25 protein-coding genes are annotated in these 24,196 nt (G+C 61.4%); 13 read left to right on the forward strand and 12 right to left on the reverse strand.

Features of this window, described 5'->3' with window-relative positions:
- The gene (locus BJ917_RS15790; protein ID WP_121103808.1) at positions 1-855 is read left to right on the forward strand and encodes a MaoC/PaaZ C-terminal domain-containing protein; all 855 of its coding nucleotides are present in this window, start codon (positions 1-3) and stop codon (positions 853-855) included.
- A gap of 125 nt (positions 856-980) precedes the next feature.
- Here the strand turns inward: BJ917_RS15790 and BJ917_RS15795 are convergent, their stop codons facing one another.
- Both BJ917_RS15795 and BJ917_RS15800 read right to left on the reverse strand, forming a co-directional pair.
- Positions 981-1,394: a response regulator gene (locus BJ917_RS15795; protein WP_096513575.1), complete on the reverse strand. Its 414-nt coding sequence runs from the start codon at positions 1,392-1,394 to the stop codon at positions 981-983.
- Between the two features lie 68 nt (positions 1,395-1,462).
- Positions 1,463-1,672: a Flp family type IVb pilin gene (locus BJ917_RS15800; protein WP_096513576.1), complete on the reverse strand. Its 210-nt coding sequence runs from the start codon at positions 1,670-1,672 to the stop codon at positions 1,463-1,465.
- Between the two features lie 323 nt (positions 1,673-1,995).
- Between BJ917_RS15800 and cpaB the strand changes: the two genes are divergently transcribed.
- Genes cpaB through BJ917_RS15840 form a run of 8 tightly spaced genes read left to right on the forward strand, consistent with a single transcriptional unit; the run spans position 1,996 to position 9,476 of the window.
- Complete coding sequence (cpaB, locus tag BJ917_RS15805) at positions 1,996-2,937, forward strand: Flp pilus assembly protein CpaB (RefSeq protein WP_121103809.1); 942 nt, start codon at positions 1,996-1,998, stop codon at positions 2,935-2,937.
- Positions 2,938-2,959: 22 nt separating this feature from the next.
- A complete protein-coding gene (locus BJ917_RS15810) occupies positions 2,960-4,222 on the forward strand; it encodes a type II and III secretion system protein family protein (protein ID WP_121103810.1) in 1,263 nt (420 codons plus the stop codon).
- Positions 4,219-5,409, forward strand: a complete 1,191-nt coding sequence (locus tag BJ917_RS15815; RefSeq protein WP_121103811.1) for a pilus assembly protein — start codon at positions 4,219-4,221, stop codon at positions 5,407-5,409. Before BJ917_RS15810 ends, BJ917_RS15815 begins: the two co-directional genes overlap by 4 nt.
- A complete protein-coding gene (locus tag BJ917_RS15820) occupies positions 5,406-6,686 on the forward strand; it encodes a CpaF family protein (protein ID WP_096513580.1) in 1,281 nt (426 codons plus the stop codon). The genes BJ917_RS15815 and BJ917_RS15820 overlap by 4 nt, the downstream gene beginning before the upstream one ends.
- Positions 6,687-6,695: 9 nt before the next feature.
- On the forward strand, positions 6,696-7,580 hold the full coding sequence (locus BJ917_RS15825) for a type II secretion system F family protein (RefSeq protein WP_121103812.1): 885 nt from the start codon (positions 6,696-6,698) through the stop codon (positions 7,578-7,580).
- Positions 7,577-8,467, forward strand: coding sequence for a type II secretion system F family protein (locus BJ917_RS15830; RefSeq protein WP_121103813.1), 891 nt, complete (start codon positions 7,577-7,579; stop codon positions 8,465-8,467). The genes BJ917_RS15825 and BJ917_RS15830 overlap by 4 nt, the downstream gene beginning before the upstream one ends.
- 10 nt (positions 8,468-8,477) lie before the next feature.
- Positions 8,478-9,191 (forward strand): hypothetical protein, encoded by a 714-nt coding sequence (locus tag BJ917_RS15835; RefSeq protein WP_121103814.1) that lies wholly within the window; start codon positions 8,478-8,480, stop codon positions 9,189-9,191.
- 12 nt (positions 9,192-9,203) lie between these two features.
- Positions 9,204-9,476: a DUF3613 domain-containing protein gene (locus BJ917_RS15840; protein WP_096513584.1), complete on the forward strand. Its 273-nt coding sequence runs from the start codon at positions 9,204-9,206 to the stop codon at positions 9,474-9,476.
- A gap of 146 nt (positions 9,477-9,622) precedes the next feature.
- On the opposite strand, the gene BJ917_RS15845 is transcribed toward BJ917_RS15840, so the two are convergent.
- The 3 genes from BJ917_RS15845 to BJ917_RS15855 all read right to left on the reverse strand — a co-directional run bounded on the left by BJ917_RS15845 (position 9,623) and on the right by BJ917_RS15855 (position 12,084).
- Positions 9,623-9,892, reverse strand: coding sequence for a DUF6124 family protein (locus BJ917_RS15845; RefSeq protein ID WP_096513585.1), 270 nt, complete (start codon positions 9,890-9,892; stop codon positions 9,623-9,625).
- 828 nt (positions 9,893-10,720) lie between these two features.
- The gene (locus BJ917_RS15850; RefSeq protein ID WP_096513586.1) at positions 10,721-11,512 is read right to left on the reverse strand and encodes a response regulator transcription factor; all 792 of its coding nucleotides are present in this window, start codon (positions 11,510-11,512) and stop codon (positions 10,721-10,723) included.
- Between the two features lie 101 nt (positions 11,513-11,613).
- On the reverse strand, positions 11,614-12,084 hold the full coding sequence (locus tag BJ917_RS15855; RefSeq protein ID WP_121103815.1) for an A24 family peptidase: 471 nt from the start codon (positions 12,082-12,084) through the stop codon (positions 11,614-11,616).
- Between the two features lie 75 nt (positions 12,085-12,159).
- On the opposite strand from BJ917_RS15855, the gene BJ917_RS15860 reads away from it, so the two are divergent.
- The gene (locus BJ917_RS15860) at positions 12,160-12,600 is read left to right on the forward strand and encodes a TadE/TadG family type IV pilus assembly protein (protein WP_096513588.1); all 441 of its coding nucleotides are present in this window, start codon (positions 12,160-12,162) and stop codon (positions 12,598-12,600) included.
- On the forward strand, positions 12,597-15,338 hold the full coding sequence (locus tag BJ917_RS15865; RefSeq protein ID WP_121103816.1) for an ATP-binding protein: 2,742 nt from the start codon (positions 12,597-12,599) through the stop codon (positions 15,336-15,338). Before BJ917_RS15860 ends, BJ917_RS15865 begins: the two co-directional genes overlap by 4 nt.
- On the opposite strand, the gene BJ917_RS15870 is transcribed toward BJ917_RS15865, so the two are convergent.
- The 5 genes from BJ917_RS15870 to BJ917_RS15890 all read right to left on the reverse strand — a co-directional run bounded on the left by BJ917_RS15870 (position 15,335) and on the right by BJ917_RS15890 (position 19,808).
- Positions 15,335-17,299 carry a pilus assembly protein TadG-related protein gene (locus BJ917_RS15870; RefSeq protein ID WP_121103817.1) on the reverse strand — a complete coding sequence of 655 codons (1,965 nt, stop codon included), beginning with the start codon at positions 17,297-17,299 and terminating at the stop codon, positions 15,335-15,337. The genes BJ917_RS15865 and BJ917_RS15870 overlap by 4 nt on opposite strands.
- A gap of 227 nt (positions 17,300-17,526) precedes the next feature.
- Positions 17,527-18,075 (reverse strand): DUF4136 domain-containing protein, encoded by a 549-nt coding sequence (locus BJ917_RS15875; protein ID WP_096513591.1) that lies wholly within the window; start codon positions 18,073-18,075, stop codon positions 17,527-17,529.
- A 54-nt stretch (positions 18,076-18,129) separates the two neighbouring features.
- On the reverse strand, positions 18,130-18,744 hold the full coding sequence (locus tag BJ917_RS15880) for a DUF4136 domain-containing protein (RefSeq protein WP_121103818.1): 615 nt from the start codon (positions 18,742-18,744) through the stop codon (positions 18,130-18,132).
- 12 nt (positions 18,745-18,756) lie between these two features.
- Positions 18,757-19,506 carry a methyltransferase domain-containing protein gene (locus tag BJ917_RS15885; RefSeq protein ID WP_096513593.1) on the reverse strand — a complete coding sequence of 250 codons (750 nt, stop codon included), beginning with the start codon at positions 19,504-19,506 and terminating at the stop codon, positions 18,757-18,759.
- On the reverse strand, positions 19,506-19,808 hold the full coding sequence (locus BJ917_RS15890) for a MazG-like family protein (RefSeq protein WP_096513594.1): 303 nt from the start codon (positions 19,806-19,808) through the stop codon (positions 19,506-19,508). The genes BJ917_RS15885 and BJ917_RS15890 overlap by 1 nt, the downstream gene beginning before the upstream one ends.
- Positions 19,809-20,077: 269 nt before the next feature.
- Here BJ917_RS15890 and BJ917_RS15895 point away from each other — a divergent pair, with 269 nt between their 5' ends.
- On the forward strand, positions 20,078-20,371 hold the full coding sequence (locus BJ917_RS15895) for a hypothetical protein (protein ID WP_096513595.1): 294 nt from the start codon (positions 20,078-20,080) through the stop codon (positions 20,369-20,371).
- A 165-nt stretch (positions 20,372-20,536) separates the two neighbouring features.
- The gene (locus BJ917_RS15900; RefSeq protein ID WP_096513596.1) at positions 20,537-21,883 is read left to right on the forward strand and encodes an MATE family efflux transporter; all 1,347 of its coding nucleotides are present in this window, start codon (positions 20,537-20,539) and stop codon (positions 21,881-21,883) included.
- 11 nt (positions 21,884-21,894) lie between these two features.
- Here BJ917_RS15900 and BJ917_RS15905 read toward each other — a convergent pair whose 3' ends face one another.
- Positions 21,895-22,692, reverse strand: a complete 798-nt coding sequence (locus BJ917_RS15905; RefSeq protein ID WP_121103819.1) for a DUF4123 domain-containing protein — start codon at positions 22,690-22,692, stop codon at positions 21,895-21,897.
- Complete coding sequence (locus BJ917_RS15910) at positions 22,689-24,011, reverse strand: type VI secretion system Vgr family protein (protein WP_121103820.1); 1,323 nt, start codon at positions 24,009-24,011, stop codon at positions 22,689-22,691. Before BJ917_RS15910 ends, BJ917_RS15905 begins: the two co-directional genes overlap by 4 nt.
- Between the last annotated feature and the right edge of the window lie 185 nt (positions 24,012-24,196).

Here is a 24,196-nt window from a genome sequence, read left to right on the forward strand (position 1 = left end):
ATGACGACTGACTGGCACATGCTCACACGCGAACCCGGCCTGCCGGCGTTGTACGCAAAAGCCGCGACGCGGCGCAAGATCACCGGCACCTCCCTGCCCGACTCGGGACTGCGCTGCTGGGTCGATGTCGAACCGCAGCGGCTGGCGGCCTATCGCAACGTCTGCGGTTTCGACGACAACAGCCTGCTGCCACCGACCTACCCCCACATCCTCGCCTTCGCCCTGCAGATGCAGTTACTCACCGCCCGGGAGTTTCCGTTCCCGTTGCTGGGGTTGATTCACCTGGGCAATCGCATTCGAGTGTTACGCCCCATGGGTGGGCTCCATCGGGCGCGGATCGGCGTGAAAGTGCAGAACCTGCAACCTCATGCCAAGGGCGCGACGTTCGAGCTGGTGACGACCCTGGATGATCAGTTGGGGACGCTGTGGGAAGCCGAAAGCCAGATGCTCTGTCGCGGCGTCAAGCTGGAGGGCGAGCCTGTCGAAGAAGCGCTGGCTTCGACGCTGGCACTGACCCAGATCGCCCAGTGGAAAGCACCCTCGGACATCGGCCGGCAGTACGCCAGGGTCTCTGGCGACTACAACCCGATTCACCTCAGTGCGGCCAGTGCCAGACTGTTCGGATTTCCTTGTGCCATCGCCCACGGACTGTGGAACAAGGCGCGCACGCTCGCCGCGCTGGCGGATCATTTGCCGGCGGCGAACATCGAGATCACGGTGCAGTTCAAGAAACCGGTGCGCCTGCCCAGCCAAGTGGCGTTACTGACCAGCGCGGCGGGGTCCAGTGGTGAACTGCAGTTGATCGGGGACGTGGATCTGGAGCACATGGTGGGGCATTGGCAGCCGGTGACCTGATTCCCGACAAAACCTGTAGGAGCCGGCTTGCCGGCGAAGGCGTTCTAATGGTCAGCGCAAGCCTCAAGGACGCCTTCGCTGCGATGCGGCGCCCCGACAAGCCAGCGCCTACAGGGATGGAGGGATCACCCCTTGACCAGAAAAACCTGCGGCTGCGGAAACAGATTGTTCAGCGTCTCCAGCAACCGCACGTGATAGATCGGTTTGCGAAACAGATCCAGCACCTGCAAGCGCAACATGTCACTGACATCGTCCATGTCCGCGTGCCCGGACATCACAATCACCGGCAGATGCTGGCGCGACGTGTGCTCGCGCAGCCGTTTGATCAACGACATGCCGCTCTCCTCGGGCATGCGCAAGTCGGTGATCACCAGGGCGATATCCGGATGGCGCGTCAGATGATGCAATGCCAGCTTGACCGAGGTTGCCGTGAAACAGTTGAACCCTTCCCCCTCCAGCAACTCCGCCAGCTCAAGCAATGCGTCCTCTTCGTCATCGACCAGAAGAAGCTGCTGGCGCGGGGAAGCTGGAGCGATCATGGGCACCACCTGTGTGGGACTGGGCACTGACGTTGGAACCATGGCGAAAAATCAGCGGGCCACCGCCATCATGGCGCTGGCACGAGTTGATCCTTGATGATGGTGAAAATGCCCTTCACCGCCGTGGCAATGGGAGACATGAACGTCGCCAGAATCACCGCCGCCATTCCCGCGACGATCGCGTACTCGATACCCGAAGCACCCTCGGTGTCCTTGGCCAGACCTTTGTAAAAAGCGATTTCGGATTTGACCTTCTGAACCAGCTTGGAAAAAGACATGACGTATCTCCTGGAGCACCCGGGTGTTGCACAAACGCAACATGATTCCCCTATGCCAGCACCAGCATTGTCGGCATTCCCCCGACCAACAACTGTAAATACGCATTAACACGAAAGTATTAACCGTTTCGTTGACGTCAAAAAACCGTGTTACTTCATCTATCCCGCCCTGCTCGTTAGTTATTTTTGGTCAGCTAATGGCATTTTGCTCTACCTGCGCTACGGTCAAATAGCCAAATGATTTCATGTTCATAGCTGCCTGATTGCGAATATTTCTCGTTGTTTGAACGAGTGCTTGTAGCAGCAGGAAAGGGAGAGCCGTCATGAACAGTCGTGTCACCCTGGGCCTTGCCGGGTTGTTGCTGGTGGGCGCCCTTGTCGCCGGTTACTGGGGCCTGATGCTGAGCCGTCAACCCGCCGCCGAGCCCATCGTTCAACCTACTGTCACTGCACCTGCCGCACCCGCCCCGGCGCCTGCAACGGTGGAAGACTCCACGCGCCAGCCGGTGGTCGTGCTGGTCAATGACGTGGCGCCGTACACACCCATCACCGCCGCCGACGTCACCCTGGAAAAACTGCGTACCGCACCGGCCGGTAGCCTGAGCCGACTCGATCAAGCGATTGGTCGTACACCCTGGCGCGCCCTGGCCGCCGGCACCTGGCTCAATGACGAAAGCTTCGAGGCGGGCAGTAGCCTGGCGCGGATGATCCGTCCCGATGAGCGCGCCCTCGCGGTCGCCGTGGACGAAGTGATCAATGCCGGTGGCCAACTGACGCCGGGGGATTATGTCGATGTGCTGCTGTTTCTGCGCATGGACAGCAACAACCTTCAGCCATCGGCGCAGCTTGTGGTTCCGGCATTGCGGGTTCTCGGGGTGGGTGAACAATTGGGTTTGACCAATGATGGCCAGCCCTCGAGCCCCGCCCGCACCATCGAAGAAAAACTCAGGCAGGAGCAATTGCGCGCCAGCGCTCGCAGCGTTCTGCTCGCGGTGCCGGAGCAACTGGTGAGTCGCCTCATGCTCGCGACCCAGGCTGGCGTCCTGCGCCTGGCAGTACGCAGTGCCGATGAGAAACGCCTGTCACGTTATTGGGCGGGTGAAAGCGGTTCCGCAGCCAGCCTCGACAATGCCAATCGCCAGTTGCTGCAGTTCAGCCAACTGGCCATGACCCCGCCCCCCAAACCCGTCAGTGCCGTGGCAGCACCGCATAAGCGGGGGGTGGAAATCATCCGTGGCAACGAACTCACTCAACAAACCCCCTGAATCAAGCAAGGACGCTTCTCCCATGCACAGACGTTTTATGCCGCTGTTCAACGGCTTGATCTGCGCCACCTTGCTATGCGGTATGCCCGTCAACTCAGTCTCGGCGGCGGCCGGAAACTGCGCCGCGCTCGGTCCGTTGCCGGCGGTGCTGGAAGTCGGCGAAGGCCTGCAACAGGAACTGCAATCGCCAGTGGCGATCACCCGCCTGGCGGTGGGCGATCCGAAAATCGCCGATGTGCGGATCAACGGCAACCAGGCCTTGCTGCTCACCGGCATGGCCCCCGGCGCTACCAGCCTGATGGTCTGGACCGCCTGCGCCACTGCGCCGCGCCAGAGCATGGTATTTGTTCAGGGGCGAGCGACCGCCGCCATGACCCGCAACGCCAGGTTGCCATCCGATGACCCGTTACTGCCGTCGCAAGTACAGACCGATATCCGCTTCGTCGAGGTCAGCCGGACCAAACTCAAAGAAGCCAGCACCTCGATTTTCGGCAAGAGCTCGAACTTCCTGTTCGGCTCCCCCGGCACGGTCCCCAACACGGCCGTGACACCTCGCGTGTTTCCGCTGCGCAACATCGATCCACGCATTGCCGTGCCCAGCATTCCGCTGGCCAACGACATGTACAACATCGTCGCCGGTGGCGGCAATTTCCTGGCCATCATCAATGCCATGGAGAGCAGCGGCTTCGCCTATACCCTGGCCCGCCCCAGCCTGGTCGCACTCAGCGGACAGAGCGCCAGTTTCCTCGCCGGCGGTGAAATCCCGATCCCGGTGCCCAGCGCCAACAGCAACAGCTACTCCATCGAATACAAGGAATTCGGCATCCGCCTGACCCTGACACCGACCGTGATCAGCAATGACCAGATCACCCTCAAGGTGGCGCCGGAGGTCAGCGAACTGGACTTCAACAATGGCGTCACCATCGGCGGCACCAACGTTCCGGCATTCACCATTCGCCGCACCGATACCAGCATTTCCCTGGCCGATGGCGAGAGTTTTGTCATCAGCGGTTTGATCAGCACGCAAAACACGTCGCAAGTCAGCAAGTTTCCCGGGCTGGGTGATATCCCGATCCTTGGCGCGTTCTTTCGCAGCTCGTCGATCAACCGCGAAGAACGGGAGCTGTTGATGATCGTCACGCCGCACCTGGTGCAGCCATTGGCGGCCAACGCGCAGCTACCGTCGTTGCCCGGTGAAAAACTGCGTAACTACGACCCGAACTGGTATCGCCTGTACTTCCTCGAAAACGGCGACTTCGACAAACGCAGCGGGCTATCGCAATGAGTCAGAACCTGAGCCAGACCTTCCTCGCGATCACGCGCAACAGCACCGACCTCGAGTGGCTGCAAGGTGCCCTTGCTCCTTTGGGCCAGGTGGTCAGTGCCGGCGGCGGCAGCCTCGACGAATTGTTGGCGTTGGTGGACGTGACCTTCGCCAGCCTGGTGTTCGTCGGCCTTGACCGTGAACACGTCGTCACCCAAAGCGCACTGATCGAAGGTGCGCTGGAAGCCAAACCGATGCTGGCCATCGTCGCGTTGGGCGATGGCATGGACAACCAGCTTGTACTCAACGCAATGCGCGCCGGTGCCCGGGACTTCGTAGCCTATGGTTCACGTTCCAGTGAAGTGGCCGGCCTGGTGCGGCGCTTGAGCAAACGCCTGCCGCCCGTGGCACCGAACACGCATCTGGGTGGCCTGACCGTGCTCTATGGTGCGCAGAGCAATGCCGACGGTGCGCTGTTGGCCACTCACATGGCGCAAGTGGTGCAAAACAGCGGTCAGCACACGCTGCTGCTTGACCTCGGATTGCCGCGCGGTGACAGCCTGGCTTTGCTCGGTCTCGAGAGTTCGTTTCATTTCGGCGATGCGTTGCGGCACGTGCGACGCCTCGACGCGACGCTGATCGACAGCGCCTTCACCTGTTGCGACATGGGGCTGCGCATCCTGGCCTACGCCAGCAGCGACGAACCGCTGGAACACACCAGCGCCGCCGAGTTGTACATGCTGCTCAGTGCATTGCGCCAACACTTCCAGCACATCGTGGTGAACCTCACCGGCCAGCCGGACAGCGAAGCCTTGCGCACGTTCGTCAGCCATTGCGACAAGCTGCTGTGGTACACCGATCAGAACGTGCTCGACTGCCGGCGCAACCTGACGGTGCTCAACCTGTGGCGCGAAAAAGGCCTGAAACTCGATCACGCCAGGCTGCTGGTGGACCGTTACCTGCGCAGCGTCGCACCGGACTCCGACACCCTGGGTAAAAGCTTCGGCATGGAGGTCATCGCCACGCTCACCTACAGCCCGGAAGTGCGACTCAACGCCAAGAACCAGGGCGTGACCCTGTTTGAGCTGGCACCGCGCGAAGGCCTTACCCAAAGCTTGCGGGCCCTGGGCGAACGCCTGGCCAAACGCTCCGAAGGCCTGGCCAAACCCAGGATCGGCTGGTTCAACCGCTTGAGGGGTGCGCAATGAACGGCGAAAAACTGTTCGGCGCCCCCCAGCGCGCCGTGATCGGCAACACCGACCACGAAGGCCTGAAACTGGTGCTGCATCGCTACATCATCGACGCCATCGAAGAGTCCGGCAAAAACCTGCTGGAAGGTTCGCGGCAAGTGCTGGCGCAGTTCGTCATCGACAAGGTGGCCGAATACATCGCCCGATTGCACCTGGCGATATCCCGCTATGAAATGGAGCGCCTGGCCGAGGAAATCGTCGATGAGCTCACCGGCTTCGGCCCCTTGGAAGTGCTGCTGCGCGACACCGCGGTGACCGAAATCCTGGTCAACGGCCCGCACCGGGTCTTTGTCGAGCGCGATGGCGTCCTGCATCAAAGCGACTTGCGCTTCATCGACGCCCACCACGTCGAGCGCGTCATGCAGCGCATTCTCGCGCCCCTGGGGCGTCGCCTCGATGAATCATCACCAATGGTCGATGCGCGCCTGCCGGACGGCAGCCGGGTCAATGCGATCATTCCACCGATCGCCCTCGACGGCCCGTGCCTGTCGATTCGAAAATTTCGCCAGGACATGCTCAAAAGCAGCGACCTGATTGCAATGCAAACCATCGATCAGGCGGTCTTCGAGTTCATCCAGCAAGCCGTGGGCAGCCGTTGCAACATCCTGATCAGTGGCGGCACCGGCACCGGCAAAACCACGCTGCTCAATATCCTCAGTCAGTTGATCAACCCTCACGAACGGCTGGTGACCATCGAAGATGTCGCCGAATTGCAACTGGGCCACCCCCATGTCGTGCGCCTGGAAACCCGCCCGCCGAATGCCGAAGGCCATGGTGAAGTGAAGGCCAGCGACCTGATTCGCAACGCCCTGCGGATGCGCCCGGACCGGATCATTCTTGGCGAGATCCGGGGCGTCGAAGTGGTCGATGTGCTCACCGCCATGAACACCGGCCACGACGGTTCCATGAGCACCGTGCACGCCAACAACGCTCAGGATGCATTGCTGCGCCTGGAAACCCTGGTCGGCCTGACGGGCCGCACCATCGCCGACCGCACCTTGCGGCAGATGATCTGTGCAGCGCTGGACGTAGTCATCCAGTTGACGCGCATGCCCGACGGCCGCCGCTGCGTCAGTGAAGTGGTGGAGGTCATTGGTGTGCGCGATGACGTGTACGTCACCAACACCCTGTTCCGGCTCGACCGCCGTACCGGCTTCGGTTTCATGCGCGAGGCGGTCAACCCCGCCGGCGACAAACTGCGCCGCGAGTCGGCGCTCTCCCCATCGGCGTATTGAGGCCAGCGCATGCTCAAACCGCTGCTGCTCATCCTCGTTTGCCTGGCCCTGTTGGGGGTATCGGTGCGGCTGTTCTACAACGGGCTGCGCCAGAGCGGCACCGAGCGGATTCTGGGCCGCCTTAACCAGGGGCAGCCGCAACGGGTGGTGCAGAAAACCTCGTGGACAGGACTTGATCGCGCCTTCCTGCGGGCGGGTCTCGGACGGCCCACCGAACGGCTGGGCGCATGGCTGGCATTCTGGTCCCTCGCAGTGCTGATGGGGCTGGCCGTGGGTGGCTGGGTCGGCGCGCTGCTGTTGCTGTTGATACCACCGCTGGTGATGCGCCTGTATGTCGGCTGGCGTTATCAGCGCCGGCTCACGCGCATGATTGAACAACTGCCGTCCCTGCTCGATCACGCCGTGCGCAGCCTGAAGGCCGGGCGGACACTGGCCGATGCCTTACTGGGCGCCATCGACGCAGTCGAGGACCCGTTGAAAAATGCCATGGGCCGGGTTCAACGCAATGTGCAGTTGGGTGTCAGCCTGGCGGACGCCGTCTCTGACTTCGCCGAGCTGTATGAAAAAGATGAACTGCGTTTGTTCGCTCTCGGGCTGAAGGTCAACCACCGCTACGGCGGCAATGCCAGTGAGGTGCTGGAAAACCTGATCAAAGTGATTCGCGAACGCGAGCAAGCCGCTCGTCAATTGAAAGCCATGACGGGGGAAACCCGGGTCACGGCGGTGGTCCTGGCACTGTTGCCGGTGACACTCGCCGGGTACTTCCTGATCTCCAATCCGACCTACCTGCTCGCCATGTGGGACACCCACTCCGGCCAGACGATGCTGGCCACCGCCTTCGGTTTGCAGGCGGTGGGATGCCTGACGCTGTGGCGCATGTTGCGCAGCCTATGAAGATGCCATTGCTGATCAGTGCCCTGCTGTTTCTCGGCGCCGCACTCTTGCTTCTGGGCAGCCTGCTGGAACAGCGCTGGCGGGCCCGCCAGATCGTCCAGCGCCTGGATGGCAAAGTCTCTGGCGACCACCGTTTCAGCCAATGGCTGCAAGCGTTGGGCGCCAGCCGCATCGGACAGCAGACGGTCAACCTCGACAATGAAACCCAGACCCTGCTCAATCGCCTGGGCTGGCGCAGTGCACGGCAACGCACGCTGTTCGCCGCACTTCAGGTGGGCATACCGGTGCTGGCCCTGGCCTTGAGCCTGCTGATTCAGGGCCTGTTTTACCCGGTGGTGGAAAATCACTGGATCGCCCCGGCATTCGCCACCGGCATCGGCTACCTGTTGCCCAAACGTCTGCTGGCCGCCGCCGCACAACGCCGGCAAAGACAACTGGCCAGCGAGACCCCAACGTTCATTGCGTTACTGCGCATCCTGTTCGAATCGGGCATGGCCGTGGAGCAATCGCTGCGGGTCTTGAGCATTGAAGGCAAACAGCTGCTGCCCAACCTGACCCATGAACTGCGCCTGGTACTGGCCCGGGTCGATTCCGGCCTGGAGCTGGGCGAAGAACTGAACAAGACCACCCGTTTGCTGGGCGTAGACGAATTCACCGACACCTGCGTGATCCTGCAACAGTTGATCCATCAGGGTGGCGGCGCACTGAAATCCCTGCTGTCACTCAAGCAATTGCTCGACGACCGGCGCCTCACGCGCCTGCAGGAATACATCTCCAAAATGTCCGCCAAAATGTCCGTCGTGATGATGCTGTTCCTCTTCCCGGCGTTGATGATCGTACTGGCCGGCCCGGGCTTCACGGCCCTGGCACGAGCCTTTGCTTCCTAGAGGGAACCTGATGAAAGCATTGATTGCCGGTTTGAGCCTGATATTGCTGGGCGGTTGTGCGAGCACCGGCCAGACGCCCTGGGAAACCCTGACCCATACCGCCAGTTGCGGCAAATTGAATTCAGATGAACAACTGGCCATGAACCTCGCCGATGACATGGCCAGGGACGGCAAACTGCACGCCAGCCTGGCCAACCTGCAAAACCTGCCGGACAACCTGGCCGACGTGCGCCTGCGCAAGGCCAAGGTCTATCGACTGCTGGGCCGCAGCGAAGCCGAACCGCTGTACCGCAGCCTGCTGGGCAGTTGCATGGCCGCCGAAGCCGAACATGGCCTCGGACAACTCGCCGCCGCCAAAGGCGACAACGGCCAGGCACAGGCCCATCTGCTACGGGCCGCGCGCCTGGCGCCCACCGATGAAAAAATCCGCAACGACCTGGGGGTGGTGTACCTCAACCAACTGCGGGTCGAAGACGCCCGGTTCGAGTTCCTCACCGCCATCGAACTCAAGCAAAGCGATCAATTGGCCGCGGTGAATTTGGTGACCCTGCTGATCTACCAGGACGACTGGAGCCGCGCCGCCGAGCTGGTCAGCCGCCTCGGCCTGAGCCCCGCGCAGGTCACCGAAGCCCAGGCCCGCGCCGAGAAACTCAAGACCCCGGGCAGACCGGGCCCGAGCATGGCGGCCCAGGTCGCCGTCGTCACCCCGTCGGCGCTTCAATAGGGAGAACACAGGATGAAACCGACCACCCTCTACTGCCTCGGCCTGCTGGCCCTGCCCCTCACCAGCCACGCCATCGACGCCGGCCCGGCCTCACCTCAACAGCAGGAAACCGAAGGCTGGCTGCAACTGCAATCACATAACACGGTCGCCTCCCCAAAAACCCAGACCGCCACCGCGACTGAGCGTGAACTGGCGATGCAACGCTGGTTGAAGAGCTACCAGCATGAGATCCCGCAATACTTTGATCAGTATGAGGGGGGGAAGGTGGATACGGGGTCGCAGTAACGGGTTTGGATTTTACTGCGCCTGTCAGACCGCTTTCGTCGGAACGCCGCCCGGAGCCGGCTCGCTCCCACAGTTGAAATGCATTCCTCTGTGGGAGCGAGCCTGCTCGCGAAAAACGATAACGCGGTCTATCAGGCTGCATGCTGTTATGGCGGATCGAGATTATCCAACGCCCGATTCACCGCCAGCTCACCCAGCATGATCACCTGCGCAATCCCCAGCAGGGTGCTGCGTTGCGAGCCTTCCAGAAACGTCGCGAAATCACTGGCCATGACACTTGCCGAAGCAAGGGATTCGCAGGCGTGAGCCAACAGGGTTTCGGTATCGATATCGGGGGCGATGACGAACATCGTGCTGGGTTTGCGCACGACAGGAACGTTGTCGGTTTCGGGGGGATTTGGGGTTGGTTTGATCATGGTGAAGCTCCATTCGCAAGTAGGAGTTCGCCATCACTGCGACCAAGCAGAAGGGTGGCGAACTGTACGCAGGTTGGTCGACCAGGGAATGGAAACCCGGCAGGGCCTGAGCCCTCCCACGCACAGCTCGCCATTAAGCAAGCACAAAAAAACCGCTCGCGCGGCACTGTGCGCCATTCTAAACCCGGGCGACCAAACCCGATCACTGATTTTTTCAGTGACGGACAAAGGCTAGGGATCAGGCTTCCGACGGACAACCTGAAAAACGTGTGGGAAGGTTCTGGGGGTTTTATGGGTCGCTAAACATCTTCACCTGTTCCGCCGTCTTCGCTGGCAAGCCAGCTCCTACAGGGGACTGGGTACATCCGCACAAATCAGGTCGGCCGACAGGCCGCCTTCGCTGCGATGCGGCGCCCCGACAAGCCAGCTCCTACAAAAGCATGTACACCCGCTCCTCACCACTCATCAGGCCGAGCGTTAGCTCGCCTTCAGCTTTTGATTTTGATCCACCCGCCCCTTCGGGAGGCTGAGTGGAGGTGTTCATCCGGGGAGTGGCGCGCAGCGCCGTTCGACGCAGTCGAACACGCTGCATGTAGGTGCAGCGAAGCCAACCGGAGGGCAGTGTCCCCGGATGGATACCGGAGCGAAGGAACCCCGAGCCTTGGCGAGGGGCCGGACGCCGGGGCGAGACTTTTTGGTTCCTTTTGTGTCGTTTGACAAAAGGGACTCGCCGTAAGGGCGAAACCATAAGCAGCCGTTACCGCAGGAATGGATATGTACTCAGGCCGGCTTCGCTGGCAAGCCAGCTCCTACAGAAGCAAAGGCAAGTCAGTGCGCCGTGACTCTCTGCCGCAACCCGGTACTGCTGGGCGTAAGCGCCAACGCCAACTGCGTCCGATTATGCATATGCGTCAACCGCAACACCTGCGACACATACAACTTCACCGTGTTCTCGGTAATCCCCAACTCACAGGCAATCTGATAGTTGGTCTGCCCCTTGCCCACCAACCGCGCCACCTCCAGCTGCCGCGGCGAAAGCTGATTGAAAATCGCCGGGATCTCCATCCCATCCACATCGCGGGTATCGCCGTCATCCGATTCCGTCGATGGCGATGGATTCGGCGAACGCCGAACCTTGTCCAGGTCTTGATACAGGTCATCAATCGACTCGGACAGGTACTGCAGCTTTTGATGCAGATGCCCCAGTTGCAACGCCTTATGCCGCTCGTGCAAGGCCACTTCCTGGCGTTGCAGACCTTCGAGCAACTCATTCAGATCAATCGGTTTCTGGTAGTAATCGGCAATCCCGGCGCGCAGTGCCTTGATCACATCCTGCTTGTCCGCGCGACCGGTGAGCATGATCGCTTCGAACGCCCGGTGTTTTCCGGACAGGCGTTGCAGTTCCTGGACCAGTTGAATCCCGTCCAGGCCGGGCATGTGCAAATCGCAGAGCACCAGGCCGATGTCGGTGTCTTCATTGAAGCGTTCGATGGCTTGATGGCCGGAGTCGCAGGGGACACAACGGTAGCCGTTGCGCTCAAGAAATTCGCAGAGTTCTTCAACGATCAATGGCTGGTCATCGACCACAAGGACTTTTACTGCCGAGGTACGCTTGTTCACGTGCAACTCCCTGCCTGGTCAAAAACTGACCGTTCCCATACTCACAGCCATAAGCTGTACAACTCACTAAGAAAGTAGTCGCAGTTCCCGACTCTGTACACCTAGCCGAGCCAGGCAAATGTCAGCAACAACCCCACCAGCAGGAAGGGCGCAAAGGGTTGTTTTTTTGACATTCCCGGCTCCAGATAACGAACATGCGATCTAAACCCTTGACCGATATGAAGCCAGACGCTTGGCGCCAGCACCAGCCAGCACACACTGGCCAAAGCCGCGCCGATAAACACGCCCAGCACATGCCGACCGTCGGTCGCCAGACCCAGTGCGGTCATGAGTTTCACATCTGCCGCGCCCAGCCTGCCCTTCGCATAACCCGGCAATGTGAAGGCCAGCGCCAGCAGCGCAGCCCAGCCACCCTGCTCTGCCGTCGCGCCAAGCCACGTGGTGCCACTCCACAGCAACCAGGCCAGGGCCAGCACCCCGGCACCCAACGTCAGGCCATTGGCGATGTGCCGTTGCCGGGCATCCTGCGCTGCGCAAAGCGTCAGCCAGGTCAGTAGGACAAAACTCTGCATCGGGTAAAAAACGTCCTTTTTGGCTGAATGATTCTATGCTGACATTACGCAGTGATGGTCAGGGTAGACGCACTCATGAAAATCCACCTCCCCCACAAACAAAAAGGCGCCGCGGCCATTGAATTCGCCCTGGTGTTCATCGTTTTTTTCGCCGTGTTCTATGGCATTGTCAGTTACAGCTTGCCGCTGCTGTTGATGCAGTCGTTCAACCAGTCGACCGCCGAAGCCGTACGCCGAAGCGTGGCGCTGGACCCGAACATGCCGGGTTACGAAGCGGCGCTCAAAAACCGCGCCACCGCAGAGCTGACCCGGCAATTGGCCTGGATCCCCGCGGCACTGAACTTCAACGTCGCCACCGATGCCACCACGACTTATGTGGGTGGCGAGTTGAAGGTCGCCATTCATTACCCTACGAATAAAATCAGCGCCGTCATCCCGTTTCTGAACCTGCCGGGGGTCGGCCAGGTACCCAACCTGCCGGCGACGCTCACGGCCAGTTCGAGCCTGCAATTTTGAGTGCCGGAGATAAACTGTTCGGGCGCCTGCTCAACCGTCATCCACCGCCCACGCCGGTGCTGCCGGAGCATGTGCGCACGCACGGTTTCGGTTTGCAGTTACAGCTCGATGCCCAGGGCAATGTCGTTCACCTGACAGGGCCGCTGCGCCACTTGCTGGCCCAGCAGATTCCCGGCGCGCAAGCCCCTCATCTGCTCGACTTCGTTCTGCCCCACAGCAGTCTGAGCCTCGAGGGCGCGCCGGCCGACTGGCAGGGACAACAGCTCGATCTGGATTTCTACAGCCTCAATGGTACCCCGTTGCACCTACGCGGCTGGGTTCAACCCTTGGCTGACGCCTGGCTGTTGCAACTGCTGGACATCGGCGACTTGCTGCTGGAACGCCGCCAAGCGCGCAACCGTGAACAATGCCAGTTGCTCGCGATGCAGATGGCCGAACAGTTGCGCCTGTGCAGCCTGATGCGCCTGCCCGATGTGCTGGCGGAACAATTGCAGTCTCTGGCGCAGCGCTTTCAGATCCCGTGCGTGGCCCTGGCATTGCTCGATGAACAGGAGCAGGGTTGGCAGATTCACCAACACTATGCGGCTTTGGACGCACCACAGCTGTGGCGCAACGGTCAGCGCCTGGGCACGGGTCTGGACAGTTTGAGCGGTTCCGTACCGCAGCACCTGTCACTGCGTGAGCATCCACGCCTGCAAGCCACTTTCGGCAATGCCGATGGGTTCGCCGTGCCCTATCACGATGCTCAAGGCGTGGTCGCCTGGTTGCTGTGCGGTTTTTACCCTGTGCAGCAACGCCCGCCCGACATCAGTGAGCGCGACTGGCTGCAAGTCGTCGCCGCGCTCGCCGGCCCCTTGCTGGAGCGCCTGCGCGAGCACCGACATCACCTGCAACTGGAACGGCTGGAGTCGCTGCAAGCGATACTCGGCACGGGTTGGTGGGAAGTGTTCAGTGACAGCGCCGAGGTGCAGCTGGCACCCTCGCTGGCCTCTGCCCTGAACCTTGTCAGTGCGCGCCTGCCGTTGTCCGACTGGCTCGACCAGGTGCATCCTGCCGACCGCGAAGAGCTGCGCAGTCGTCTGCAAGCCTTGCAGGATGAAAGTCAGGCGCTCCTGTTGTGTGTGCGCTTGCACCGCCCCGACGATGCACTCGCGCCGGTCTGGTATCGCCTGCAAGGCCAGGCCTTGGGCGTCGGCAAGAACCGGCGCCTGGTAGGCTTCATGCTCGACATCAGCGACATCAAGAACCACGAACAACAGGCCGAAGTGGCCCATGCGCGGCTGGACAATCTGATCGCCCGTTCACCTGCCGTCATCTACGTGCAACGCTATGTCGAAGGCGCGCTGCAACCAACGTTTTTCAGTGACAGCCTGCTGCCGTTGCTCGGCTGGACACTCGCCGATTGCAGTGGCGCCGCGTTGGTCGAACGGGTTCATCCCGATGACCGCAACGGCTATTTCGAACGCACCCGCCAGCTGTTGCGCGAAGGTTCGGTGAGCGCCCGCTATCGGCTGCGCGACAGTCGCGGCGATTACCACTGGTTGCTCGACGAAGCCAGGTTGCTGCGCGATGACCTCGGCCTGCCGGTCGAGGCCGTAGGCTTGTGGCTGGATATCACCGAAGCGACCCTGGCGACCGAACAGGTCAAACAGAGCGAAGAGCGTTACCGGATTCTGGTGGAAGATTCGCCGGCGATGATTTGCCGATACCGCCCGGACCTGACCCTGACGTTCGGCAACAAGCCGCTGGCCTCTTACCTCGAATGTCCACCGGAGCAATTGCCGGGGGTCAACCTGGGCAGCTGGATGTCCGCGGAACAGCGCGACGCCTTCACCCGGCGCCTGAACCAGTTGAGCCCGGAATTTCCGGTCAGCACCGCCGAAATCAACCTGCAACTGCCCGGCCGGGAACATGCCTGGTGGGTCTGGTCGGATCGCGGGGTGTTCGATCAGCAGGGCCGGTTGCTGGAAATTCAAGCCGTAGGCCGCGACAACACTGAAGTCCGGCGTTCCCAGCAGCAGCTCACGCAAAGCGCGAAAATGGCCACCCTCGGCGAAATGGCCACGGGACTGGCCCATGAAATCAACCAGCCGCTGAACGTGATGCGCATGGCCATCGTCAACGTGCTCAAGCGCCTGGAAAAAGGCGATGCACAAATCGACTACCTGACCGACAAGCTCACCCGGATCGATACCCAGGTACAGCGCGCCGCTCGGGTGGTGGATCACATGCGGGTGTTCGGCCGTCGCTCGGAGATCGAACAGCATCCGTTCAACCCGGCCCAGGCTATCGAAGGCACGCTTTCGCTGCTGGCCGAGGGCATGCGCGGCAAAGGGGTGGATTTGCGTGTCGGCGAACCGGGGTTTGAGGTGCAGGTGCGTGGTCATGTCGATCAACTTGAACAGGTGCTGATCAACCTGATGGTCAACGCCCGGGATGCGCTGCTCGGCAAGCGCGAAACCGATCCGGCATTCAAACCGTGGATTTCGCTGTACGTCGAACGGGATGAACAGTCGGTGCGACTGTGGGTCGAGGACAACGGCGGCGGCATCGATCCACGTCTGCTGGAGCGGATTTTCGAGCCGTTCTTCACCACCAAACCGGTGGGTGTCGGCACCGGTCTGGGGCTGTCGGTGAGTTACGGCATCGTCGAGAACATGGGCGGCAGACTGAGCGTCAGGAACTCGGTCGAGGGCGCGCGGTTCTGCATCGAACTGCCCATTGTGCAGGTGGACTAGATGGTGAGGGCCGGGCGTCCGGGCGGCTTGCAGCTCAAGTTTGCGCCCACGTCGACCTTGTTCAGCGTTATCCCGAGGTTGGCCAGCAAGCCGTCGAGGATGGGGTCAACCAGGGGACCGAGCAATCCCTGGATCGCCAGTCCCAACGTCGTGTTGACGGCATTGAGCGTACCGGCGGCAGTGACGAGCAAGCCGCCCAGCAAGCTTGAGCCGGTGGGTTTGTAGGCCTCCACCTGAACGCCGCTCAAGGTTCCTTTCAGACTATTGACTATGCCTTGCGTTCCCACGCTGTAGTACATCGGCGGCTTCTTGATTTCCGGCGGCTGGTTGTAGACATGCGTGCTTTGGGTGCTGGCCACCGAAGTGTCGACTTTCACGCCGAGCCCACCGCCATAAAAGGGGACGCGGGTACTCGCGATACAGTTCCAGAGAACACATTTGATCTTGCCGATATCAATCAAAGCCAAGGGCTGCAAGGTCACATCGGCCGAGGAGGCAAAGGCATTGGCGGTATCGACTTTGCCGACTTTCAGCTTTACCAATGACGTGTTGGTCTGCGTGGTCAGTGTTTTTGTGGCATCGCTGGCGCAGGTGTATCCGGTGACGTGGCTATCGGCAGCGCCCACCTCCAGGGCGATGTCGATGGTCGGTGTGGGCAGGATTTGCAGATCGGTTTTGTCGCAGGTACCCAACAGGCAAAACACCGAGCCCAATGTACCGCCCAGATCAAGATTCAAAACACTGTTCAAGGTACTGGTGAGCCCGCTCACCAAGGCATTGTTGGTAATGGCGCTGGCCAGACCGCTGATACCGGACAACACCGGCAAGTTGAGCGACAGGACCGTGCGCACTTGGGCCGTGCGCACGAAAATCCGGTTGGGATCATTGAGCTGGCCATTGACCAACGCCGGATTGCCGATGGCCGACAATTGCGGCGGCTCGATGACTTTGACCTTGACCGTCCCATTGACCAGGCCCGGGATGTTCAACGGTATATTGGCGACCGCGGCATTGCGGCTGTTGGCCAGTTGCACGAATGCTTCCACCAACTGGAACACCTGCACATTGGTATTGAGTGCCGAAGAAGAGACGCCTGTCTGCAATTGCAATAACTGCCCCAGTACGATTGACGTGCTGCCTGCCGCGGCCTTGAGATTGGTCAGGCCGGTGACTGCCACGCTGGTGGTCGGGCCAGCGGCCTGGAGTACCGTGACGGCCGTATCCAGCACTTGAGTGAGCACGATGTTTTTGCTGAGCAGTTCGGTGTAGTTCCCTGCACTGACGTGCACGTCGACGGCCAGCTGGTTGAGGTAGCCGAGCAGGTTGATCTGGCTATCAACCAGCCCTTGCCACCCGGCAACGCTCAGGTTCAGGCTGCCACCGAGCATTTGCCCCAATAGCAGATTCAAGGCGGCCGACTTGCTGGCATCTACCACCAGCGTCGTACTGCCGATGGTCAACGACGCGAGCGGGGGAAGCACCGCCGGGGCGCTGACCGCTGTCGCTGTGAGCCGAGTGGTAAGCGCGGCAGGGCCAGGGCCCAACAGTGCGCCTATGCCCGCGGCGACGCTGGTCCGCACCGTATGGGTCACGATCACGCGAACAGCTTCTTTTTTGCTGGCATCGGCCACGAAGTATCGAAGGTTGTCGGCCCCCGTCTGCATCGATCCGCAGGCCGTTTGCAGCGTGCCGTCGCCGGCGCTGTAACCGTTGCGGGTCGCACTGGCGAGGGCGTAATCCGAGGCGCTTGATCCCGGCGGCAGGCAATTGCCGTCACGGGTGACCGCCTCCAGGGCCGCGACATCGGCCACCCGCTGCAACTTGCGCTGCTCCAGATAAAGCCTGCCGGTATCGACCACCAGCAACATGAATCCCAGTGCCAGCGTCAGGGTCAATGCCGCCATCAAGCCTATCGCCCCCCGTTGCCGGGCCGGGCCGCGAAACTGCATGCGAGGCGACATCGCGCACTCCTTTGCCGGCGCGCTGCCAAGCGCTACCTCCGTTGGTGTGAAGCAGTGTAGACAAGGGCAGACGAGACTGCTGGCATCTAGCCAGCTCATGCAACAAAAAACCCTGTAGGAGCGAGCTTGCTCGCGATGGAGGTCAACGATAACGCGCGCTTTCAGGCCGCACGCGTCGTCCTTGCGTCCATCGCGAGCAAGCTCGCTCCTACAGGGTGTTGTGGTGTTTATCTGGGTGGATAGTTGGCCAATATCCGGGCGACGGTTTCGCGTATCGCATTGCTGCGATCGGAGGGATTCGGTGTGCGGCTGAGCATCTGTTCGTCACTGCCACGCCACACCAGCTTGCCGTCCTTGCTGTCGAGCAGATCGATCTGGATGGTAGCCACTTTGTAGCTGACGTTGCGGGTTTCGTTGTACATCGGCGCGCCCCAGTAGCCGTTCCATGGGTTACCCCAACCTCCGCCGTAATTGGTCGTCACCTGTTGCTGGCGCTCTTCGACAATCAGGTAGGTCTGCACATTCAAATCACCCTTGGCGGCCGGGCGCAGGCCACGCTGGTCCAGTTGATCGGCCACCGACTGGCGCACCCTTTGCTCGGTCAGGTCGCTCTTGATCCGGGGATCATCGGGACGATATTGCAGGGCCGGTTCTTTCCAGCTCCAGCTGCGATAAGCGGTGAAATCGCGGCTGGCGTCGAAGTCATGATTGACCTGGTTGGCGGCGCAGGCACTGAGCAGCGCAGCCACTGCCAGTAAAGCGAAACGGCGGAACATGATTTTTCTCCGATTGAGAACATGAACCTGCGAAATGCTTCTTAACTACAGAAGCTAACTGGGAGGATACGCCGACATCGCCTTTTCCACAGCCTTGCGTATGGCATCCGCCTGCTCGGACTGGGTGCCCCGGTGGCTGGTTTCAGCACTGGAACTCCATACCGGTTGGCCGCTTTGCGCATCGAACATATCTACTTGCACGACCACGACTTGCTCCTGATAAGTCCGGATGATCGGCGCGCTGCCGTACATGCCATAACCCGGGCCATATCCATAGCGGTTGTAGCCACCATAACCGCCATAACCGTAGTCGTCCTGAACCTGGCGCAAGCGGGTTTCCAGACGCAGGTCGGCACTGACAAACAGGTCTGCCGGGCGATTATCGTGCAACGGTCGCAAGCCCCGTTGATCGAGGGCGTTGCTGACGGCTTCGGCGACCTGCGCCGAGTCCGCCCACGCGTTGCCCGGTGGCAGATGCCCATTGAGCCAGGTCCAACTTCGATAACGCCCGTAATCACGGGTCGGCGCCGGGTAGGCGCTGCGGTCGAAGGTGTTGGCCGCCTGTGGTGGCGCCGGGGGAATGGGATTGGAGGACGCCACATACGGGTTGCTGCCCTGACAGGCAGACAAACCCAGGCAGATCACCAGCAACCCCGAACGACTTTTCATTTCACGCTCCGATCAGACAGGCCGGCAGATCCAGTGCAGGTACCGCCCAAGCCCGGCAAAGCTTGGGTGACGGCGGTGCGCCAGTTCCATTTCGAGCAAGTCCGGCAACTCGGCGCGGGCCTGGAATTCCACGGGCATGTAGTCGTGAAAAACCCGTACCCCGCTCTGTATTTCGACCCGCCAAAGCCCCTCAAGTTGCGCCGCCAATTCCCGTGGATCCAGGGGTTGTTGCGGGGTCAGGCTCTGCTTCTCGCCGGCCATGTCGTTCTTGCGCATCTTGCGGAAATGGCCCTTGAGCAGGTTGCGATAAATCAGTGCATCGCGGTTGTAGAACGCCAGGGACAGCCAGCCATCCGCCTTCGTCAGTTGGTGCAGCACCGGCAGGATCGCGTGGGGTTCGGCCAGCCACTCCAGCACGGCATGGCACAGCACCAGATCGTAGGGTTCGGTGAGTTGGCCGAGCAGTTCCTGCCATGGCGCCTGGATGAACGTTGCCGTTTGCCCGGCCTCGGCGAAACGCTGGCGGGCACCTTCGAGCATGGGCTCGGCGGGCTCGGCCAGGGTCACCTGATGCCCGCGCTCGGCTAACCACAACGACATGTGGCCAAGACCGGCACCGATATCCAGTACCCGCAGCGGTCGGTCCGGCAGGGACTCGGCCAGGTCGGCCTGCAGCACTGCCAGGCGGATCGCGCCTTTGGCACCGCCGTAGATTTTTTCCGCGAAACGCGTCGCCAGTTGATCGAAATGACGGTCGCTCATCAGCTGAACCTCCGTTCACTGTCGGCCAGCTTGCTGCGCACTACGTCATTCATATCCAGACCCAGCTCACTGCACAGCAACAGCAGATAAAGCACGATATCGCCGATTTCCTGCCCGGCGTGGGCCAGTTTGTCCGCCGGCAACTGCCGCGACTGGTCTTCGGTCAGCCACTGGAAGATTTCCACCAGTTCGGCCATTTCGACACTCGCGGCCATGGCCAGGTTTTTCGGGCTGTGAAAGGGCTGCCAGTCATTGCGGTCACGGATGGCGTGCAGGCGTTCGGTCAGTTCAACAAGGTTCATCGGGCTCTCCTGAAGATGTATAGCTTCGGGGGGATGACGAGTGAAGGCAAGTGACAAAGCTTGAGCGGCCGGCCCTGTTTTTTGTGGGAGCGAGCCTGCTCGCGAAGGCGGTGGGTCAGACACCTCAATTTTGACTGCACCGCCGCCTTCGCGAGCAGGCTCGCTCCCACAGTTACGGTGCAACGCTCTATGCTTGTGTGGAACTCGCCACCGCGATTGACGGCCCAACTCCGTCAACCACGCTTCTTTTTGATCAGGACGCTCATTCCATGCAGGTAGAAGGTTTTTTCGAATGGCTCGGCCAAGCGCTAGGCACAGTCATCCGCTTCATCGTTGACGCCCTCAGTGGCCTGTTCCAGATGGTGAGCCGCGCCAGCAGCAACTTTGTCGATGGCCTGTCCCGTGCACTGGGCATGGACACCTCGATCATCAGCATCGCTGTCTTGATTATCGGCTTGGTGTTGCTATGGTCGGCCATCCGCGCATTCATGAATGCGGCGTTCATCATGGGAATCATCTGGTTGATGCTGGGGTTGTGGTTGCTGAGCTGGATCATGCACTGACACCACCAAACACTGTGGGAGCCAGCCTGCTCGCGATGGCGTCGGCACAACCTGCATTTTCCGGACTGACACACCGCTATCGCGAGCAGGCTCGCTCCCACGGAGATCTCATTGTTTTACAGGTTGAGTTCACCGCTACAATGCCCGCTCCCCCAAGGAGCCTGCATGTCCAACCTGATTGCCGACTGGCGCGACCGCCCTACCCATCGCCGGGTCTGGGCACTGGCTGCGCCGATGATTCTTTCGAACATTTCCGTACCGCTGGTGGCGCTGGTCGATAGTACCGTCATCGGTCACCTGCCCCATGCCCATCAACTCGGTGCCGTCGCGGTCGGGGCCAGCCTGTATACCTTTCTGGCCTGGGCCATGGGGTTTCTGCGCATGGGTTCCACCGGGTTTGCCGCCCAGGCCGCCGGCCGTGGAGATGGCGCGGCGTTGCGGCAGATTTTGTTGCAGGGCCTGCTGTTGGCCATGGGGCTGGCCATTGTGCTGGGTGCGGCGGGCGTGCCGTTGAGCGGGGTCGCCCTGCATTTCATGCAGCCGTCCGCGGAACTGGACCAGATGACCCGCGAGTTCTTCCATACACGGCTGTTCGGCCTGCCCGCGGCGCTGGCCAGTTATGCGCTGGTTGGCTGGTTCCTCGGCACGCAAAACGCCCGCGCGCCGCTGGTGATTCTGCTGAGTACCAACCTGGTGAACATCGCCCTGAACCTGTGGTTTGTCCTCGGTCTGGAATGGGGCGTGGTCGGCGCGGCCAGGGCCTCGGTGATCGCCGAGTGGACCGGCGCCCTGTTCGGCCTGCTGATGACCCGCCAGGCCCTGCGCGCTTACCCTGGCCACATCGCCTGGGCTGCCTTGAGGCTGTGGCAGAGCTGGCGCCCACTGCTGGCGGTCAACCGCGACATCTTCCTGCGCAGCCTGGCGCTGCAATCGGTGTTTTTCCTGATCACCGTCCAGGGTGCACGATTGGGCGATGCCACCGTCGCTGCCAACGCCCTTCTACTCAATGGATTGTTGTTGACCGCCCACGCGCTCGATGGTCTGGCCCACGCCGTGGAGGCTCTGTGCGGGCATGCCATCGGCGCTCGTGACCGTGATGCCTTGCGCCGCTCCCTGGTGGTGGCCTGCGGCTGGTCGTTGCTGGCGAGCCTGGGGTTTGCCGTGTTGTTTCTGTTTGCCGGGCACCTGTTCATCGAGATGCAGACCGACATTGCCAGCGTGCGCGACACCGCGTTCATCTACCTGCCCTACCTCGCCGCGCTGCCGCTGATTGCAGTCTGGAGCTACCTGCTCGACGGGCTGTTCATCGGCGCCACCCGCGCCCGGGAAATGCGCAACGGCATGCTGCTGACGGTACTGTTGCTGGCACCGTTCGCTTGGGCGTTGCAAGGCCTGGGCAACCATGGCCTGTGGATAACCTTCCTGCTGTTCATGCTGCTGCGTAGCATGACCCTCGGCGCCATTGCCTGGCGCCTGCGTCGCAACGACGGCTGGTTCGTCCGCGCGCACTGAACGGCGGGCGTTCAAGGTTGATTGTTCTGCCAGCGGTTGCGAAGGCAGTCGAGCCGTTCCTGCTGGGTTCTCCCCGACAGTGGCGGCACAGGCACAGCGTCGGGGTGCTGCAGGCGCAACCACAACCAGCCATCCAGCACCGGGCGCTCACTGAAGCCCAGCGCCAACCCCTCCTGCAAATGAGCCCACAGGCGGGCGTAATCCGTCGCCGTGGTCCGGCTCCAGTGCCAGGCGTGCTGTTCCATCAGGCAGGTTTGCAGCTTTTCCCGCTGGCGGGGCGTGAGGTCTTCTTCGACGGCCAGAGGGCGGACGGCAAGCCCGGGATTGATCAGTTGCTGCCAGCCCTGGCTGCCGATCGCCCGGTCGGCCCAGGTGCCGCCAAACCAGCGCAACTGGCTGATCGGCCCCAACCAGCGACTCAGCTCCCCGGCATCGCAGGCATCGAAAAAGTAGCTCGCGGTGTGCGGGTTGTAGTAACTCAGCAAGGCACGGTGGTGCAAACCGAAACTGACCGTGAGCATGCGCCGCAAGTGCGCCAGCAATGTTGACGTCGACGCCTCGCTGAACAGCAACAGGCCAGGCCAGAGCCGAGTATCGCGCTGGCTCGCTTCGGCCAGCAGCGGGCAGGTCCGCAGGTCGATCAGCGTCGGGCCTTGCTCGCGCAATACATGCCATTCGGTGCCTTCGAACAGCGGCAAGCACCTGGCCTGGGCAAAACCGTGTTTGAGCATCGCTCTCGCCTGGGGTGTACGCGGTACATCCAGCAACAACCATTGCGGGATCACTTCGGCCGGGTGCACGGCGATCATGCCGCACCGCTCTGGCCAAGCCGCACGGCCGCACGGCAGGTGCACAGCGCCTGCGCGCAATGATTGAAGCTGCCGCCACCGGGCAACAGACACAACAACATCAAGGGCTCCCCTGAACGCAACCAGTCCTGCACCCCTTCAGGCGGGCATTGGTCGGTACACGCCACGTTCGCCTTATCGCCCTCTTCAACAGGTGTTGGCAGATAAAGAATTCCGGTAATCAATGGCCGGTCCGGATCGCCTTCGATAAAGCTCACCACCACTTCCGCGCCTTCGGCCAACGAAGCGTCGCTCGCCGCTTGCAGCTGCGGCGCCAATGGCAGCCAACAGTGACCGGGCGTTGCCCCCTCGCCCTGATACGACCAGTCAAACTGCACGGCCACCGGCCGCGAAGGATCCGGTCGGGGCTCATCGACACTCACCACCCACGCCCGTTGCAGGCTGTGCATCCTGGGCTTCACCCAACAATGGCGAGGCTCGAACGACGCGGGCCAATGTATTGCGCGCGCCTTATTGCTGTAAGGGATGAGCGGATCCTGGCCGCCTTGATGATCGACATGGGTCAGCAACCACAGCTGATTCCAGTCGGCCACCGGGTGGTCGGCCAACGGCATCAGTTGACCACTGCGTAACGTCGCCAGATCCGTATGACATTGAGCACTGTCCTGCACACTGTCGACGCACCGTTGCACTTCGAAACGGCGCACCGCCGGTTGTTCGCCGTCACGGCTGAAAACCGCCGTTTCGCCCACACGAAAATGCCGCTGCCCATCGGCAAATACCATGCAATGCCCCTGCGCCCGGTGTTCAAAGTGGTAGTGCAGCCGTTCCTGGGCACACAGGCGCTGAAGAAACTGCAGGTCCGATTCGCGGTACTGCGTGCAGAAATCCCGCAGCGGATAGTTACCGTCCAGTTCGAAGCGCCGGTCCTGGCCGACAATTCCGTGCTCCCTGAGCACCTGGTCGATGATTTGAGGCACCGAGCGGGCACTGAAGATGCGCTGGCTGAAGCGCTGGGCAAGGCATGCCATTTTCGGCCCCAGACGCACGTGACAAAGCCTGACCGTCGAGCCATGGTCGCGCTGCACCAGTTCATGCAGTTGTCCATGGATGCTGCTTCCCGCTGGCCCGAAATGCAGGGAAGCCGGGCGGTACAGCAGGCTGGCGAGGTCGAGTGCGGGGTCATCGATCAGCAGATCCATATCAAACACGAATGGTTCGCTGATGGCTTCACTACCGGTAAAGGCCAGGACCTCGAAGGTGTCGGACAGACCTGCTACGTCCAGACGAAATGCGGGCTCGTTGACTGGATCGAACATCGGCGATTCTCTACAGGAGGGGCGGCCGTGGATTTTCGCCGAGAGAAATGGCCGAGTAGAGAGGCGAAATACAACTTAGGAAATGACCTACGCGAAAAGAAGACCAATGACTTGAAAAGCCGAAGACGTAGGTTGTTTCGCTTTGAAAAAGTGAGGTCGTCGCACCAGGTCATCCGAAATTTCCG

The sequence above is a fragment of the Pseudomonas sp. WPR_5_2 genome (genome assembly GCF_003634475.1).
GTDB lineage: Bacteria > Pseudomonadota > Gammaproteobacteria > Pseudomonadales > Pseudomonadaceae > Aquipseudomonas > Aquipseudomonas izuensis.